The sequence below is a fragment of the Massilia putida genome, assembly GCF_001941825.1.
Classification (GTDB): domain Bacteria; phylum Pseudomonadota; class Gammaproteobacteria; order Burkholderiales; family Burkholderiaceae_D; genus Telluria; species Telluria putida.
Map to the genome: position 1 here is coordinate 6887302 of NZ_CP019038.1, position 16642 is coordinate 6903943.

At 67.1% G+C, this 16642-nt stretch carries 12 protein-coding genes; 3 read left to right on the forward strand and 9 right to left on the reverse strand.

Annotated features, from left to right (window positions below; all coding sequences use genetic code 11):
• Positions 1–16: 16 nt before the first annotated feature.
• The gene (locus BVG12_RS32880; RefSeq protein WP_075796082.1) at positions 17–1183 is read left to right on the forward strand and encodes an aminotransferase class V-fold PLP-dependent enzyme; all 1167 of its coding nucleotides are present in this window, start codon (positions 17–19) and stop codon (positions 1181–1183) included.
• On the opposite strand, the gene BVG12_RS32885 is transcribed toward BVG12_RS32880, so the two are convergent.
• The 5 genes from BVG12_RS32885 to BVG12_RS32905 form a co-directional block, all read right to left on the reverse strand.
• Positions 1162–1884 (reverse strand): ABC transporter ATP-binding protein, encoded by a 723-nt coding sequence (locus tag BVG12_RS32885; protein WP_075796083.1) that lies wholly within the window; start codon positions 1882–1884, stop codon positions 1162–1164. The genes BVG12_RS32880 and BVG12_RS32885 overlap by 22 nt on opposite strands.
• A gap of 9 nt (positions 1885–1893) precedes the next feature.
• Entirely contained in the window at positions 1894–3858 is a 1965-nt protein-coding gene (locus BVG12_RS32890; RefSeq protein ID WP_075796084.1) for a branched-chain amino acid ABC transporter ATP-binding protein/permease, read from the reverse strand.
• Between the two features lie 2 nt (positions 3859–3860).
• A complete protein-coding gene (locus BVG12_RS32895; protein ID WP_075796085.1) occupies positions 3861–4751 on the reverse strand; it encodes a branched-chain amino acid ABC transporter permease in 891 nt (296 codons plus the stop codon).
• A 188-nt stretch (positions 4752–4939) separates the two neighbouring features.
• On the reverse strand, positions 4940–6097 hold the full coding sequence (locus BVG12_RS32900) for an ABC transporter substrate-binding protein (protein WP_075796086.1): 1158 nt from the start codon (positions 6095–6097) through the stop codon (positions 4940–4942).
• Between the two features lie 237 nt (positions 6098–6334).
• Positions 6335–6745 carry a hypothetical protein gene (locus tag BVG12_RS32905; RefSeq protein ID WP_075796087.1) on the reverse strand — a complete coding sequence of 137 codons (411 nt, stop codon included), beginning with the start codon at positions 6743–6745 and terminating at the stop codon, positions 6335–6337.
• Positions 6746–6924: 179 nt separating this feature from the next.
• Here BVG12_RS32905 and BVG12_RS32910 point away from each other — a divergent pair, with 179 nt between their 5' ends.
• Together BVG12_RS32910 and BVG12_RS32915 are read left to right on the forward strand one after the other, a co-directional pair.
• A complete protein-coding gene (locus BVG12_RS32910; protein WP_075796088.1) occupies positions 6925–7839 on the forward strand; it encodes an EamA family transporter in 915 nt (304 codons plus the stop codon).
• A gap of 69 nt (positions 7840–7908) precedes the next feature.
• Positions 7909–8892 (forward strand): aldo/keto reductase, encoded by a 984-nt coding sequence (locus BVG12_RS32915; protein ID WP_075796089.1) that lies wholly within the window; start codon positions 7909–7911, stop codon positions 8890–8892.
• Between the two features lie 44 nt (positions 8893–8936).
• On the opposite strand, the gene BVG12_RS32920 is transcribed toward BVG12_RS32915, so the two are convergent.
• The 4 genes from BVG12_RS32920 to mfd all read right to left on the reverse strand — a co-directional run bounded on the left by BVG12_RS32920 (position 8937) and on the right by mfd (position 16557).
• Positions 8937–11447: a TonB-dependent receptor plug domain-containing protein gene (locus BVG12_RS32920; protein ID WP_075796090.1), complete on the reverse strand. Its 2511-nt coding sequence runs from the start codon at positions 11445–11447 to the stop codon at positions 8937–8939.
• Between the two features lie 309 nt (positions 11448–11756).
• Positions 11757–12167 (reverse strand): hypothetical protein, encoded by a 411-nt coding sequence (locus tag BVG12_RS32925; RefSeq protein WP_156895805.1) that lies wholly within the window; start codon positions 12165–12167, stop codon positions 11757–11759.
• Positions 12168–12215: 48 nt separating this feature from the next.
• Positions 12216–13064 carry a phosphoserine phosphatase SerB gene (gene serB, locus BVG12_RS32930; protein ID WP_075796092.1) on the reverse strand — a complete coding sequence of 283 codons (849 nt, stop codon included), beginning with the start codon at positions 13062–13064 and terminating at the stop codon, positions 12216–12218.
• 19 nt (positions 13065–13083) lie between these two features.
• Positions 13084–16557 (reverse strand): transcription-repair coupling factor, encoded by a 3474-nt coding sequence (mfd, locus tag BVG12_RS32935; protein ID WP_075796093.1) that lies wholly within the window; start codon positions 16555–16557, stop codon positions 13084–13086.
• Between the last annotated feature and the right edge of the window lie 85 nt (positions 16558–16642).

Consider the following 16642-nt stretch of genomic DNA (forward strand, 5'->3'; position numbering starts at 1 on the left):
CCACCTGGAGACCGCCTTGCTCGCCATTCTGCCCGACGACGAATCGTACTGGTCCGCCATCCGCGCGCACTATTCGCCGGCGCCCGGGTTCATCAACCTGGAGAACGGTTACTTCGGCATGCCGGCCGATCCGGTGCGCGCCGCACTGCGGCGCTACCAGGACGAGGTCGACCAAGAGAACGCCTACTTCCTGCGCACGCGCTGGCCGGCGCGGCTCGCGCACGTGAAGTCGCTGCTGGCCGGGTTCACCGGCGTCGCGGCTGATGAACTGCTGATCACGCGCAGCGCCGTCGAGTCCATGAACATCCTGCTGCAAGGCTATCCGTTCGACGCCGGCGACACGATCCTGATGGCGCGCCACGATTACGACAGCAGCCACGACATCGTGCGGACGGTTGCCGCGCGCAAGGACTTGAGCATCGTCCAGGTCGACGTGCCGTACGACCTGGAAGACGAGGATGCCGTCGTGGCGCTGTACGCCGACGCGATCACGCCGCGCACGCGCGTGCTGCTGGTCACGCACGTCGTGCACCGCACGGGCCGCATCATGCCGGTGGCGCGGCTGGCCGCGCTGGCACGGGAGAAGGGCATCGATGCGGTCGTCGACGGCGCCCACGCGCTCGCGCAGCTCGACTTTACGATCCCGCAGGTCGGCGCGCCGTTCGCTGCGTACAACCTGCACAAATGGGTCGGCGCGCCGCTGGGTACGGGCTTGCTGTACGTGGCGCGCGACCGTATCGCGGACATCGCTCCGCTGTACGGCGACGTGTCGTTCGCCCGCGGCGACATCGACAAGTTCGGCCATGTGGGCACCGTGCCGCCCGCACCCGTCATGGCCATCGAGGACGCGCTGGCTTTCCACGCGTCGATCGGCTCGTGCAACAAGGAAGCGCGCCTGCGCTGGCTCGCGCGGCGCTGGATGGACCAGGTGGCGGACGCGCCGGGCGTGCGCCTGTACACGCCGCGCGACCCGCGCCTGCATTGCGCGCTGGGCGCGTTCGCCATCGACGGCGTAGCGGCCGCGGAGGTCGTGCGCCGACTGATGGTTGACCACCGCATCTTCACCGTCGTGCGCAAATTCGGCGCGGCGGACATCGTGCGCGTCACACCGCACCTGTACACGAAGCTTGGCGACCTCGACGCGCTGGCGCGGGCGATCCGTCAGTGCGCGCCGCCCAGGTAGGCCGCGACGACCTTCGGATCGTTCCTGAGGCTGGCGGCAGGGCCGTGCACGGCGATGCTGCCGTTCTCCAGCACATAGCCGTAGTCCGCGACGTTCAGCGCGGCCTGGGCGAACTGCTCGACGAGCAGCATCGTCACGCCTTCGGCCTTCAGCCGCGCGATGATGCGGAAGACTTCGTCGACGAGGATGGGCGCGAGACCCATCGACGGCTCGTCCAGCAGCACGACGTCGGGATTGAGCATGACGGCGCGCGCCATCGCCAGCATCTGCTGCTCGCCGCCGGACAGCGTGCCCGCGAGCTGCGTGCGGCGTTCCTTCAAGCGGGGGAACAGTTCGAGCGCACGTTCGAGGTCGCGCACCACGTCGCCCTTGGGCCGGGCGCGGGTGAAGCGCGGGAAGGCGCCCAGCAGCAGATTGTCGGTGACGGTCATAGTCGCGAACACGCGCCGGCCTTCCGGCGAATGGGCGAGGCCGGCACGCGCGATGCGGTGCGAGTCCATGCCGGTGATGTCGCGTCCAGAAAGCAGGACGGTGCCGCCGCGCGGCTTGATCATGCCCGAGATGGCGCGCATGGTCGTCGTCTTGCCGGCGCCGTTGGAGCCGATCAGCGTCACCAGCTTGCCCTTCGGGACTTCCAGCGAGATCCCGTGCAGCACTTCGACCTTGCCATAGGCCGCGTGCAGGTTGTCGATCGTGAGCATGTGGTCTCCTCAGACGGCGGCGTTCGTGGTGGCCGCCGGTTCGCCGGCGCCGCCCAGATAGGCTTCGATGACGCGCGGGTCGGACTGCACGCGTGCCGGCGTGCCCTCGGCGATCTTCTGGCCGAAGTCGAGCACGGTGACGGTGTCCGAGATCGACATCACGACGTCCATGTGGTGCTCGATGAGGACGATGGTGATGCCATGGTCGCGGATCTTGCGGATGATGGCCATCAGCTCGCGGATGTCCGGCGCCGTGAGGCCGGCGGCCGGTTCGTCCAACAGCAGCAGGCGCGGGTCGAGCGCGAGCGCGCGGCCGATCTCCAGCAGGCGCTGCTTGCCGTAGGGGAGGTTGCGCGCTTCCTCGTCCGAGAGATCGGCCAGGCCGACGAAGCGCAGGATCGCGGCCGCGCGCGCCCGCGCGGCCAATTCCTCGCGCTTGCGGCGCGGCGTGTGCAGCATGGCGTCGAACACGTTCGAGCGGAAGCTGTGGTGCAGGCCGACGAGGATGTTTTCCGTCGCGGTCATCTCGCCGAACAGCTGCACGTTCTGGAAGGTGCGGGCGATGCCGCCCAGCGCGATCTGCGACGGTGTGCGGCCCGTGATGCCGGCACCCGCGAAAAACACCTGGCCCGCGGTTGGCTTGTAGATGCCCGTGAGGACGTTCATCATCGTGCTCTTGCCGGAGCCGTTCGGGCCGATCAGGCCGTGCACGGTGCCCCGCGCCACCGTCAGGTCGACCTGGTTCAGCGCCTTGAGGCCGCCGAACTGCATCAGCACCTGTTCGACGCGCAGCAGGTCGCCGGCGGTGCTTTCGGCCGCCGGCGCCGCCTGCGGCGGGGTCACGCCGGCGAACGGATCGGCGCCGTCGTCCGCCAGCGCGCGCGCATGCTGGCGGCCGCGGCCCAGCAGGCCACGCAGGAAGCCGACGATGCCCTCCTGCAGGTAGTAGACGACGAACAGCGTCATGAGGCCGAAGATCGTCAGGCGCCAGTCGACCATGCTTTGCAGCTTGTACGACACGACCGCCATCGCCAGCGTCGCGACGACGGGCACGGCGACGCGGCCCACGGTCGTCTTGCGGCGCGCCAGCAGCAGGCCGGAGATCACGACCGCGGCGATCGCGGCGCCGACGGCGATGCGGCGGAACAGGTCGATGTCGGACAGGAGGCTGGGCAGCATCACGACGATCACGGCGCCGATCAGCGCGCCGCTGCGCGTCTTGCGGCCGCCCATGATCACCGCGAGCAGGAACAGGATGGTCAGCTCGAAGTTGTAGGTGTTCGGCGAGATGTACTGCTCGGAGTAGGCATACAGGCTGCCGGCCAGGCCCGCGAAGCCGGCGCTGATCACGAACGCGTACACCTTGTAGCGGTAGACCGAGACGCCCATGCAGTCGGACGCGATGGGGCTGTCGCGCAGCGCCTCGAACGCGCGCCCGATGTGCGATTTGAGGAGGCGGTGCACGAGCAGCAGCGACGCCACCATCAGCGCGGCGACCGCATAGTAGTACTGGACCTCCGTCAGTTCGTGCCCGGCCACACTGGGTTTCGTGAGCATGATGCCCATCGGGCCTTCGGTGAGGAAGGTCATTTCGTTGATCAGGATTTGCACGATGGTGCCGAAGGCCAGCGTCACCATCGCGAGATACGGCCCCGTCACGCGCAGCGCGGGCAGGGCGAGGATGGCGCCGAACAGCGCGGCGCCGGCGATGCTGGCGGGGAGCGTCAGCCACCACGCGGCGCCCAGCTTCATCACGAGCACGCCCGTCACGTACGAGCCGACGCCGAACAGGCCCGCATGGCCCAGCGACACCTGGCCCGTGTAGCCGACGACGATGTCGAGGCCGAACAGCAGGATCGCGTAGATCAGGATCGTCTCGACGAGGTGCAGGTAATAAGGGTTCGCGACCAGCACGGGAAAGGCGGCCAGCAGCGCGATGCCGGCAATGGCCGCGCCGGTAATCAGCTTGTTCATGGTCACACCTTTTTGATCGCGGCCTTGCCGAACAGGCCGGACGGTTTCACCGCCAGCACGAGCAGCAGCAGGACGAGGCCCGGCACTTCCTTGTAGCCGGTCGACAGATAGAATCCCGTGGCCGTTTCCGCGATGCCCAGGATGATGCCGCCGACGATGGCGCCCATGCCCGACGTGAGGCCGCCGATGATCGCGACCGCGAACGCCTTGAGCCCGAGCGACGCGCCCATCGTGGCGCTCGTGAGCGTGAGCGGCGCGATGAGGGCGCCCGCGAAGGCGGCCGTGGCGGACGACAGCGCGTACGAGAACGTGATCACCAGGCGGGTGTTGATGCCCATGAGGCCCGCGGCGTCGCGGTCGTTCGCGGTGGCGACGACGGCCTTGCCGTAGATGGACTTGCGGTTGAAGATCTCGACGGCGAGCATGATGGCCAGCGCGCCGATGACCACGGCGACCTGCATCGGCTGCACGTTCGCGCCCAGCACGGTGAACGGTTCGGACGACAGCGGCGACGGGAACGGCAGCACGTCCTTGCCCCAGATGTTCTCGGCCACGTTCTTGAAGATGATGGCGAGGGCGATCGTCGACATGATCCACCCGAATTCCGACTTGATGCGGATCGCGGGCCGCACGGCGATCCACTCGACGAACATCCCCTGCAGCGCGCCGAATACGACGACGATGGGAATCATCAGCCAGTAGCTCAGATAAGGGCCGCCGTGGATGGTGCCGACGAGCGACAGGCCGACGAGCGCGCCGAGCATCAGCGCCTCGCCCTGGCCGAAGTTGAGGGTGCCGGACGTGGCGAACGTCAGTTGGTAGCCGAACGCGATCACGGCGTAGATCATGCCGAGCGCGATGCCGGACACGACAAGTTGCAGCAGGATCTCCATGATTCCTCCTGGGGAGCGGCAGGTCGAAGAGCACGTCGTTCCCGCGAAAGCGGGAACCCATGCTGAGGAGCCGGATTCGGTATCCCGGGAACCACGCGGTGTAACCGGCGTCCGGCTTCGGGCCTTCAGTATGGATCCCCGCTTGCGCGGGAAGCTATTTCCGGCAGTGCCGGAAATGACGCAGTGGGTTACTTGGCCTGCACCACGCGCCCGTCCCGCACTTCGCCGAACTTGGTGTTCTCGAAGTTGATGGCCTCGTGGTCCGAGTGCGAGTACGGCTTGTTGTAGGTGGTGACGACGCCTTCGACCGGGGTCTTCAGGTCTTCCAGCGCGGCGGCGATCTTCGGTCCTTCCGTACTGCCGGCCTGCTGGATCGCGGCGGCGAGCAGGTACACGGAATCGTAGCCCTGCGCGGCCGACACGGCGGACGGCATGCGGCCGCCCGGCGGATTGTAGGCCTTGATGTAGGCGTCGATGAACGCCTTGCGCTTGGGCGTGTCCGGGTTCTGGATGAAGGTCTGCGGCATGCGCGTGCCGTCGCCGTTCTTGCCGGCGTTGTCGATGAAGTTGGCCATCGCGAGCGTCCAGCTGCCGACGATGGGCACTTTCCAGCCCAGCTTCTGCATGCCGTTGGCGATCTGCGCCAGCTCGGGGCCGATGCCGTAGGTGAGCACGACGTCGGCACCGGCCTGCTTGGCGCGCAGCAGCTGCGCCGTCATGTCGACGTCACCGATGTTGTACTTCTCGACGGCGACCGGTTTCACGCCCTTCTTCTCGAGCACCTTCTCGAGATCTTCGCGGCCCAGCTGGCCGTAGTTCGTGGAGTCGGCGAGGATCGCGGGCTTCTTGAAGCCGCGGCGCCCGATGGCTTCGTCGACGATCATCGCGGACTGGATCGTGTCGTTCGCCGAATTGCGGAAGATGTAGTTTTCCGGCTGGTTGGCGAACTGCTTTGTGACGATGGAGCCGGTCGCCACATTGTTCATGACGGGGATCTTCGCCTGCTGGTAAAAGCGCTGCGAGGCGAGCGCGACGCCCGTGTTGATGTAGCCGACGGTGGCGACGACGTGCTCCTTGTTGATGAGCTCCTGCGCGACCTGCACGCCGCGTTCGTTCTTCGCTTCGTCGTCGCGTTCGATCAGTTCGATCTTGCGGCCCAGCACGCCGCCCTTGGCATTGATTTCATTGACGGCGAGACGGACGCCGTCGCGCATCGATACGCCCATCGGCGCCGAGCCACCCGTGAACGGACCGGACACGCCGATCTTGATCGGCTCCGCCGCCATGCTGGACATCGAAAAACCCAGAACCACCCCTGCAACCAATGCTTTCATCTTGAAATTCATTGCCGTCTCCGTAGTCGTTCATTCTCATTTTTACGCTGGACGCCGAGGATCGGCGCCGGGCCCATCGTGGCCGATTGTAGAATGGCAATCAAACAACAGCAAACGATTGATGTGACGCGATGCAACATGCGTCATTCGTGCAAATCCGTAAGGAAAGCGTCAGGCAGGACGGGTAGGGCGCATAAAAAAAGGCCGCGCCGAAGCGCAGCCTTTGATCGATGCGTGGTCGCCGAAAGGTCAGCGATGACCGCGCCAGTAGCCGCGGCCGCCCCAGCCGTGATGGCCGCCGCTCCAGTGGCTCCAGCTGAAGCCGAGGCCGATCGAGACCGGCGGATACCAGTACGGGTCGGCGTACACGGGCGCATACGGCGCGTAGATCGGCGCGGGCGCGTAGACCGGAGGCGCCACGTACACCGGTTGCGTGACGACCGTGGTCGGCGCCGGGGAATAGGTCACGCGGCCCGCATCGCCCGACGCGGCGGCGGCCGCGCCGGTGCCCGGTGCGACCGGCCTCACCGAGACGACCTGCCAGCCGTTGGCGTCGGGTTGGGTATAGGCGCGCGTGCCGTAGTTGGCCGGCGCCGGGTAATACGTGGCGCAGCCGCTGAGGGCTGCAGCGAGCGAAGCGATAATGGCGAGCTGTTTCATGGCGGTTCTCCTCACCTGCACACTATACGGATTCGGCGGGCGCGCGCCCGGTGATTTACAGGCTGTTACACCTGTTCACTTTGTGGAACATGGCCGCGCCGGTGCCGGCCCGGGCCGGCGCCTGCGGATGCGGCCGGTTTGATGATATCGTGTCGGGTTTCGCTTCACATACGCTTTCGATGTCTTCTCCAACGCCATCGCGCGCGGCGCCTGCCGGTTTGTCCGCCTGGGTACCGTACGCGGCCCTCCTCGGGTCCCTCGTCTCGCTGACGACGGGCGCCTCGCTCGCCAAGCACTTGTTCCCCGTCGTCGGCGCGTCCGGCGCCACCGCGATGCGGCTCACGATCGCCGCCGTGATCCTCGCCATCGTGTTCCGCCCCTGGCGCGTCGGCGTGCGCGGCGACGGGCGCGCGCTGCTGCAGTACGGTCTGTCGCTCGGCGCGATGAACCTCAGTTTCTACACGGCGCTCGCGTACGTGCCGCTGGGGATCGCCATCGCCGTCGAGTTCACCGGGCCGCTCGTCGTGGCCGTGGCGACGTCGCGCCGGCGCCTGGACTTCGTCTGGATCGCCGTCGCCTGCGCCGGCCTCGCGCTGCTGCTGCCGCTGCGGGACGGCGCGCCCGTCGACTGGCGCGGCATCGCCTTCGCATTGATCGCGGGCGCCTGCTGGGCCGTGTACATCCTGGCCGGCAAGCGCGCCAGCGCCGCCTACGGGCCGGCGGCGTCGAGCTGGGGCACGTTGCTGGGCGCGCTGATCGCGGGTCCGGTAGGTGTCGCGCACGCGGGCGCGGCGCTGCTGACGCCGTCCGTGCTGTGGTTCGGCCTCGCGGTCGCCGTGCTGTCCAGCGCGATCCCGTACTCGCTGGAGATGGTCGCGCTGCGCCGCCTGCCGGCCAATACCTTCAGCACCTTGCTCAGCGCGGAACCCGCGATCGGCGCACTGATGGGTCTCGTGCTGCTGGACGAGCATCTCGACGGCGCGCAATGGCTCGCGATCGCGCTGATCGTCGCGTCGTCGATCGGGGCGGCGACGAGCGCCAGCCTGGCCGCGCGGCGGCGGCCGGCCGATGCCGAGCCGCCGGTGCCGCTGTGATGGGTCCGGCATGGATTCCGGTGCTGGGGTAGAGTAGCGGCTCGACCAAAACGACCACCGAGGAAGACTATGCAACGACGACAACTGGGCCCGGACGGCCTGACGGTGCCGGAGATCGGCCTGGGATGCTGGCAGCTGGGCGGCGGCTGGGGCAACGACTGGAACGACGCCATCGCGCAGGAGACCTTGCGGACGGCGTTTGATGCCGGCGTGCGGTTTATCGACACGGCCGACGTCTACGGCGACGGCGCCAGCGAGCGCTCGATCGGCCGCTTCCTCGCCGGACGGCAGGACACCGGCATCGTCGTCGCGACCAAGCTAGGACGCGCCGGCATCTACCCGGACGGCTACACGCGCGCGTCGCTGCGCGAAGCGACGCAGCGCTCGCTCGAGCGTTTGCAGGTGGATGCGCTGGACCTCACGCAGCTGCATTGCGTGCCCACCAGCGTGCTGCGCCAGGGCCACGTGTTCGACTGGCTGCGCGAACTGCAGCAGGAAGGGCTGATCAAGCGCTGGGGCGCCAGCGTGGAATCCGTCGAGGAAGGCCTGATCTGCCTGCAGCAGGACGGGCTGGCGTCGCTGCAAGTCATCTTCAACATCTTCCGTCAGAAGCCGGCCGAGGAGCTGTTCCCGCGCGCGGCGGAGAAACGGGTCGGCATCATCGTGCGGCTGCCGCTGGCGAGCGGCCTGCTGGGCGGGAAGATCACGCGGGCGACGACGTTCCGCGACGACGATCACCGTCACTTCAACCGCGACGGCGCCATGTTCAACGTGGGCGAGACGTTCGCTGGCCTGGAACTGGAGCGCGGCATCGCTGCCGCCGAGCAGGTCGCGGCATGGGTCCCTGCCGGGATGACGATGGCGCAGATGGCGTTGCGCTGGATTCTGGACCACCCGCAGGTGTCGGTGGTGATTCCGGGCGCGAGCCGCCCGGACCAGGTGCGTGCGAACGTGGACGCGGCGCTTGTGGCGCCGCTGCCGGCCGAACTCCACGAGAAGCTCGCCGGCGTGTATCGCGCCCACGTGCACGACTTCATCCGCGGGCCGTACTGACGGCTTGCCCCGCGCGCCGAGCGCGCGGGTTGTTTCCTTTCACATCACAGCGCGACGTCCAGGCGGGCCGACCACGAACGGCCGTTGATGCCGAACGGGCAGGTCTCCCAGCAGTACGTGAAGCCCAGCTGCGGGAACGGCGCGGCCTTGACCGGGTCCCACTTGGTCGGGAACGTGTTGAAGATGTTGTTCGAACCGACGGTCAGGCTGGTCGACTTGGAGAAGCTGTAGCGCACGGTGGCGTCCACGATCCACTTGGCGTCCCAGGTCTGGACGAACGGGGCGGTGAAGCCCTGGCCCTGCACTTCGCCATAGTAGTTGGCGCGCACGTTGCCGTTCCATTGGCCGTGCGTGAGGTCGGCCGCCACGACGTGGTGCTGGCGCGGCTGGCCGCGTTCGATCAAGGTCACCTGCGAATCGTCGAACAGCTGGGTGCCCGTCAGCACCGGCGAATCCGAATGCCGGCCCGTCACCGACGTGCGGTTGAAGTCCAGCTGCGCGGACAGCACGAGGGTCGAACCCGGCCAGCGCGTGGTGTGCTCGGCGACGATGTCCAGACCTTTCGTTTCGGTGTCGATCGCGTTCGTGAAGAACTGCGCCTGGCCGACTTTCAGCGGGTCGAGGATCGCCTTGATCGGGCACGCGGCCGCGGTCGGGCACGGGCCGGATTCCGGCGCGATGTTCGACGAGAACACGATGCGGTTGTCGATGTCGATGCGCCACAGGTCGGCCGTCACCGAGAAGTTCGAGACCGGGCGCAGCACGATGCCCACGCTGCCGTTCTTCGACGTCTCTTCCTTCAGGTTCGGGATGCCGAAGGCCTTCGTGACGGCGCTGCCTTCGCGTGCCGTCAGCGTCTCGGTCAGCACGCCGGCCGCGTTCAGGTTCGTCGACACGGAGCTGTAGAACTTCTGCTGCACGCTCGGCGCGCGGAAGCCCGTCGACAGGGTGCCGCGGAAGCCCACCTGGCGGGACGGATCGTAGCGCAGCGACAGCTTGCCGGTCGTCGTGCTGCCGAAGTCCGAGTATCGTTCCCAGCGCGCGGCGGCGCCGATCAGCAGCTGCGGCGTGATGTTGTGTTCGACGTCGGCGTACAGCGCGATGTTGTGGCGCGCGTCGTCGACGGCGGTGCCGGGCGTGTAGCCGGGGAAGCCCTGCGTGCCGGATGCGGCCGCGCCGCCCGTCTGGTCCTTGATCACGATGGCCGGGTTGTTGGTGCGGCCGTACTGGTACGAGACCGGATCGCCGGCGTCGATCGCATAGCCGTCGCGGCGCCATTCGAAACCGGTCGCGAAGTTGACGTTGCGGCCGAAGACGTCCAGCGGGCCGCGCAGGTCGGCGTTGAACGTCGTCTGCTTGAATTTCAGCTTGCCGGTGTCGGCTTCCAGCGGCGACTCGGCGTAGATGCCGCCGCCCGGTTTCGGTTCGTACCAGTAGCTGACGTTGATCGTCTGTTTTTCGTGGAAATCGAGCTCGCTGCGGCCGTGGTTGACGGAGAAGTCCACCTTCCAATCGTTCGCCAGGTCGCGGCGGTAGCCGACGGCCAGCGACGCGTCCTTGACGGTCGTGCGGATGTTCGGCAGGAAGCCGTTCGGATAGACGGCCGGCACGTTGCGGCCGTCGCCGGCGGAGCGGTAGAAGCCGGACGAATCGCCCGTGCGGTGCGACACGCCGCCGAACACATAGACTTCGCCGTCGCTGGCGACGGGAATGGCCGAGTTCCACCAGAAGTACTGGTCCTTCGCGAGGCTGTCGCCGATGCGCTGCGTGACGCGCGGCGGGTTGACGCGCAGCGTGTCCACGCCGGCGCGGTTGGTCTCGCCGCGGTAGCGGGCTTCGGCCGTCAGGTTGACGTAGCCGCCGTCGCCGATCGTCCAGCCCTTGTTGACGCTGCCCTGGCGCAGTTCGCCGCCGCCTTCCGTCGTGCCGCCGACGGTGCCGGACAGCTGCGTTTCATTGGTCTGGTTCTTGAGGACGATGTTGATCACGCCGGCGATGGCGTCCGAGCCGTACTGCGCCGCGGCGCCGTCGCGCAGCACTTCGATGCGCTGGATGGCCGACATCGGGATCGCGTTGATGTCCGTACCGGCCGAGCCGCGGCCGATCGTCTGCTGCACGTTGACGAGCGCCTGCTGGTGGCGGCGCTTGCCGTTCACGAGCACGAGCAACTGGTCCGGGCCCAGCGAGCGCAGGGTGGCGGGGCGGATGATGTCCGTGCCGTCGCTGATGAACGTGGTCGAGAAGTTGAAGGACGGGTCCAGCGTCTGCAGCAGCTTGCCCAGTTCGACGGGGCCGGCCATCGCCATGTCCTTGCCGCTGATCAGGCCGACCGGAGCGGCCGAGTCCAGTGCCGTGCGCGCGGTCGAGCGCGAGCCGAGCACGACGACGGATGCCATGCCGGAGTCGGCGGCGGGTTGGGCCGGCGCGGTGGCGGTTTGCGCGGCGGCGGGCGGATCGGCGGGCGTCTCTTGAGACCAGGCGGGAGCGAAAGCGAGGAACAGCGAGGAAGCGAGCAAGGTGCGGGTGAAGACGGGTACGGCGCGGTGTTGTGTCATCCTGATTCTCTCGATGGTTGTTGTTGTGCAAACACGGCCGCACCGATTTGGTGCCGGCCGGGCGTGCCCCAGTGTAACGACCGCTCTGCCGTATTCACAATCGTCACCTGTCTATACTGTTGTGAAATTGATGCGTACAAAGCAATCTTGCTTGTTGGAATAGACGGAATGCGGCTATTCTAGACACCATGGCGGAGTTATCGACATCGCAAAAGGCATAAATGAGTATGAGAATTCCGAATATGTATATACGCGGAATGTCACAATGTTGCCTGAGGGATGGCCAGCGCGGCGCACCGCGCCGACCGGTCACGCGTACACGTCGATCGTGTTGACGATGTCTTGCGCGACGGCGTCGGCGACCGCGACGCTCGTGAGTGCGGGATTGGATTTCAGGATCGTGCCCCAGTCGCCCGGGACCGCGGCCGCTACCGACGTGGCGGAGGCCGGGGATGCGGCCGCGGCCGGATCTATAGACGTGGCCTGGCCGGCCGGCGCGGCGCCCGCGGCCGCCATGCTCGCCTGCGCAACCTGGTTCAGGAGGCCGGTCGCGTCATACGTCTGGAATTCGGGCGTGGCGCGTCCCAAGGTCGCGACGATGCCCGCCTCCGCGGACAGCGAGGACATCGTGACGCTCGTCTGCGGCGTCGGTGCGGTCGCCGGCGGGTTCGCGTAGGCGGGGGAGGATGCCGTCGACGTCACGGAGGAAACAGTCATCATGATTTCCTTTTGATTGCCGTACGTTAATTCTACACCCGCTTTCGGCTGTCAGGCCAGGATCGTCAGCAGGCCGTCCAGCCCCGTGAAATTCAGCGCGACGTCGGCCTGGGCGCGCACGACGGGCTTGGCGCGGAACGCCACCGACAGGCCGGACACGCCCATCATCTTGAGGTCGTTGGCGCCGTCGCCCATGACGATGGCCTGCGTCGTCGCGATGCCCAGTTCGGCGCATACGCGTTCCACCGTGCGCTTCTTTTCCTCGGCGTCGACGATGCCGCCGACGACTTTGCCGGTCAACACGCCACCGGCCGCTTCCAGCACGTTGGCGTGCGTGTAGTCGAGGCCCAGACGGGTCTTGAGGCGCTCGGTGAAGAACGTAAACCCGCCCGACACGAGCAGCGTCTTGAGGCCGGCCGCCTGCACGCCCTGCAGCATCGCTTCGCCGCCCGGCGAGATGCGCAGGCGTTCTTCGTAGACGCGCTCCAGCGCGATTGTGGGCAAGCCTTCCAGCAGCGCGACGCGGCGCGCGAGGCTTTCCGAGAAATCCAGCTCGCCGCGCATCGCCGCTTCCGTGATCGCCGACACCTGGGGCTTGAGGCCCTGCATGTCCGCGATCTCGTCGATGCACTCGATGGTGATCAGCGTCGAATCCATGTCCATCGCGACCAGTTTGAAGTCGGCCAGCGCGAGGCTTTCGTCGACGAACGTCGCGTCGATGCCGGCCGCATACGCCGCGGTCTCGACGGCCGCTTTCAGTTCGGGCGTAAAGTCGAATCCGTCGCAGCGCAGCGCGTGCGCGTCGAGTTCGGTGGTGCGTGCGGGTCGGGCGAGTTGGGCGATGCGCGCGAGCGCGGCCTGGTCGGCCTGCGGCCCCTGGAGTACGAGCTTCTTGGACATGATGGATTCGGCGTTCTGTTTAAGCGAGGAGTTGTTTGATGGTCTGCTTGACCTGGTTCACGCGCGCGGCCAGGTCCGGCATGTTGGACGTGATGCGCAGCTTGTCCTGGCCGGCCAGCTTGATGTGGCGGTTCTTCTGGATGAGCGTGATGATCTTGATCGGGTCGATGGGCGGCTTTTCCATGAATTGCAGGCTGGCGCTTTCCGCGTGCGCGTCGATCTTGACGATGCCGACCGACTTCGCCGCGATGCGCAGGCGGTGCGTCTCGATCAGCGCCTTCACGGCATCGGGCAGCTTGCCGAAGCGGTCGATCAGCTCTTCCTGCATGTCGTCGATGCGGCTCTGCTCCTCGCAGTTCGCGAGGCGCTTGTAGATCGACAGGCGTTCGTGCACGTCGCCGCAGAAGTCGGCCGGGAGCAGGGCGGGCACGTGCAGGTTGATCTCGGTGGTCGACGACAGCGGCGCGCTCATGTCCGGCTCGCGGCCGGCCTTTAGCGCCTTCACGGCCTCGTTCAGCATGTCGGAATACAGTTGGAAGCCGATTTCCAGCATCTCGCCCGACTGGTTTTCGCCCAGTACCTCGCCGGCGCCGCGGATCTCCAGGTCGTGCATGGCGAGGTAGAACCCGCTGCCCAGTTCTTCCATCTGCTGGATCGCGTCGAGGCGGCGCTGCGCCTGTTTCGACAGTCCGAGCATGTCGTTCACGAGCAGGTAGGCATAGGCCTGGTGATGCGACCGGCCGACGCGGCCGCGCAGCTGGTGCAGCTGCGCCAGGCCGAACTTGTCGGCGCGGTGCATGATGATCGTGTTCGCCGTCGGCACGTCGATGCCGGTCTCGATGATCGTCGTGCACAGCAGGATGTTGTAGCGCTGCGCCACGAAATCGCGCATGACTTTTTCCAAGTCGCGCTCGTGCATCTGGCCATGCGCGACGGCGATGCGCGCTTCCGGCAGCAGCTCGCGCAGCATGGCGAGGCGGTTCTCGATGGTCTCGACCTCGTTGTGCAGGAAGTAGATCTGGCCGCCCCGTTTCAGCTCGCGCAGGCAGGCTTCGCGGATGATCGAACCGTCCTCGCTGCGCACGAACGTCTTGATCGCGAGGCGCTTCTGCGGCGCCGTCGCGATGACGGAAAAGTCGCGCAGGCCTTCCAGCGCCATGCCCAGGGTGCGCGGGATCGGCGTGGCGGTCAAGGTCAGCACGTCGACTTCCGCCCGCAGGGCCTTCAGCGCTTCCTTCTGGCGCACGCCGAAGCGGTGTTCCTCGTCGATGATGACGAGCCCCAGGCGCGTGAACTTCACGTCCGGCGACAGCAGTTTATGGGTGCCGATGACGATGTCCACGGTGCCGTCGGCCATGCCCTTGATCGCGTTATTGATCTCCTTGCCGGTGCGGAAGCGCGACAGTTCCGCGATGCGCACGGGCCAGTCGGCGAAGCGGTCGGAGAACGTCTGCGCATGCTGCTCGGCGAGCAGGGTCGTGGGCGCGAGGATCGCGACCTGCTTGCCGCCCATGACGGCGATGAACGCGGCGCGCAGCGCGACTTCCGTCTTGCCGAAGCCGACGTCGCCGCACACGAGGCGGTCCATCGGCCGGCCCGACGTCATGTCCTGGATGACGGCCGCGATGGCGGCGCGCTGGTCCGGCGTCTCGTCGAAGCCGAAGCTCTGGGCGAAGTTCTCGTAGTCGACGGCGGAATATTCGAACGCGTGGCCCTGGCGCGCGGCGCGGCGGGCATACAGGTTCAGGAGCTCGGCCGCCGTGTCGCGCACCTGTTCCGCCGCTTTTTTCTTCGCCTTGTCCCACTGGCCGGAGCCGAGCGTGTGCAACGGCGCGTCTTCGGGCGACGCGCCGGAATAGCGCGAGATCACGTGCAGCTGCGAGACCGGCACGTAGAGCTTGGTCTCCTTGGCGTATTCGAGGTGCAGGAATTCCGTCTCGCCTTCGCCCAGGTCCATGCTCATCAAGCCCATATAGCGGCCGATGCCGTGGTTGATGTGCACGACCGGGTCGCCGATTTTCAGCTCGGACAGGTCGCGCACCATCGACTCGACTTGCGAGCCGGCTTCCTGCTTCTTCTTGCCGGCGCGCCGGCCCGTGCCCGCGTACAGCTCGGTCTCGGTGATGAAGACGAGGTGGCCGGCACCTTCCTCCATCAGTTCGAAGCCGGCCTGCAGCGGGGCGACGCCCAGCACGACCCGCGCATCGGACGCGCGCAAGCCGTCGAACCCTTCGACCAGCGCGAGATCAAGCTTGTACTCGTTGAAGTACTGCTGCAAGGTCTCGCGGCGGCCGGCGGACTCCGCGCAGATCATCACGCGCTTGCCGGCCGCCTGCATCAGGAACGAACGCAGGTTCGCGAGCGGGTCGTCGAGGCGGCGGTTGACGGCGATGTCGGGGATCGGTGCCGACAGTTCGGATGGCAGGTTTCCAGCAGTGCCGGGAGCCTGCGCCGAGGCGTCGCGCGCGATGGCCCAGCGTCCGTGCGGTTTCGCCTGCACGAAGAAATCCTCGGCGCCGAGGAAGATCTCCTTCGGTTCCAGGATCGGTCGATCGCGGTCGCTTTTCAGGAATTTGTAGCGCGATTCCGTGTCGAGCCAGAAGCGCTGGATGGCGGCCTCGATGTCGCCGACGAGGGCGAGGCTCGTCTCCGCCGGCAGGTAGTCGAACAGCGTGGCCGTCTGGTCGAAGAACAGCGGCAGATAGTATTCGATGCCGGCCGACGCGATGCCGTTGCCGATGTCGCGGTAAATCGTCTGCCGGGAAGGATCGCCTTCGAAGCGCTCGCGCCAGCGGCCGCGGAACGCGGTGCGGGATTGCTCGTCCATCGGGAATTCGCGGCCCGGGAGCAGGCGCACTTCCTTGACGGGGTACAGCGAGCGCTGGGTGTCGGCGTCGAAGGTGCGGATCGTCTCGATCTCGTCGCCGAACAGGTCGAGGCGGTACGGCAGGGCGGAACCCATCGGGAACAAGTCGATCAGGCCGCCCCGCACCGAGTATTCGCCGGGCGACATCACCTGCGTGACGTGGGTGTAGCCGGCGAGCGTCAGCTGGGCCTTGAGCTTCGCCTCGTCCAGGTGTTCGCCCTGGCGGAAGAAGAAGGTGTACGCGGCGAGGAAGGACGGCGGTGCCAGGCGCACGAGCGCGGTCGTCGCGGGCACGACGAGCACGTCGCACTGGCCGTTGCGGACTTCGTGCAGGGTCGCGAGGCGCTCGGACACGAGGTCCTGGTGCGGCGAAAACGCATCGTACGGCAGCGTCTCCCAATCCGGCAGCAGGTGGCACGACACCTTGCCTTCCGCGAACCACGGGATTTCGTCGAGCAGGCGCTGGCCGTCGCTGGCGTTCGCGACGATTACGGTCAACATCTGCTTCCTGGCTTTCAGCGCGCGGGCGGCGACGGCGAGCGCATAGGCATCGGCCGAGCCGTGCAGCTGGGGCAGGGCGAAACGGGTTCCGGGTTTGGGAAGGTGCTTGGAGAGGTCGAAGGGCATTGACGCTTGCTATTATGTTCGCCAGGACGAGCGTCAATTATAGACGAACAACGTCCCGCCTGCCCTGAGGCGGGGACGTTGGCGG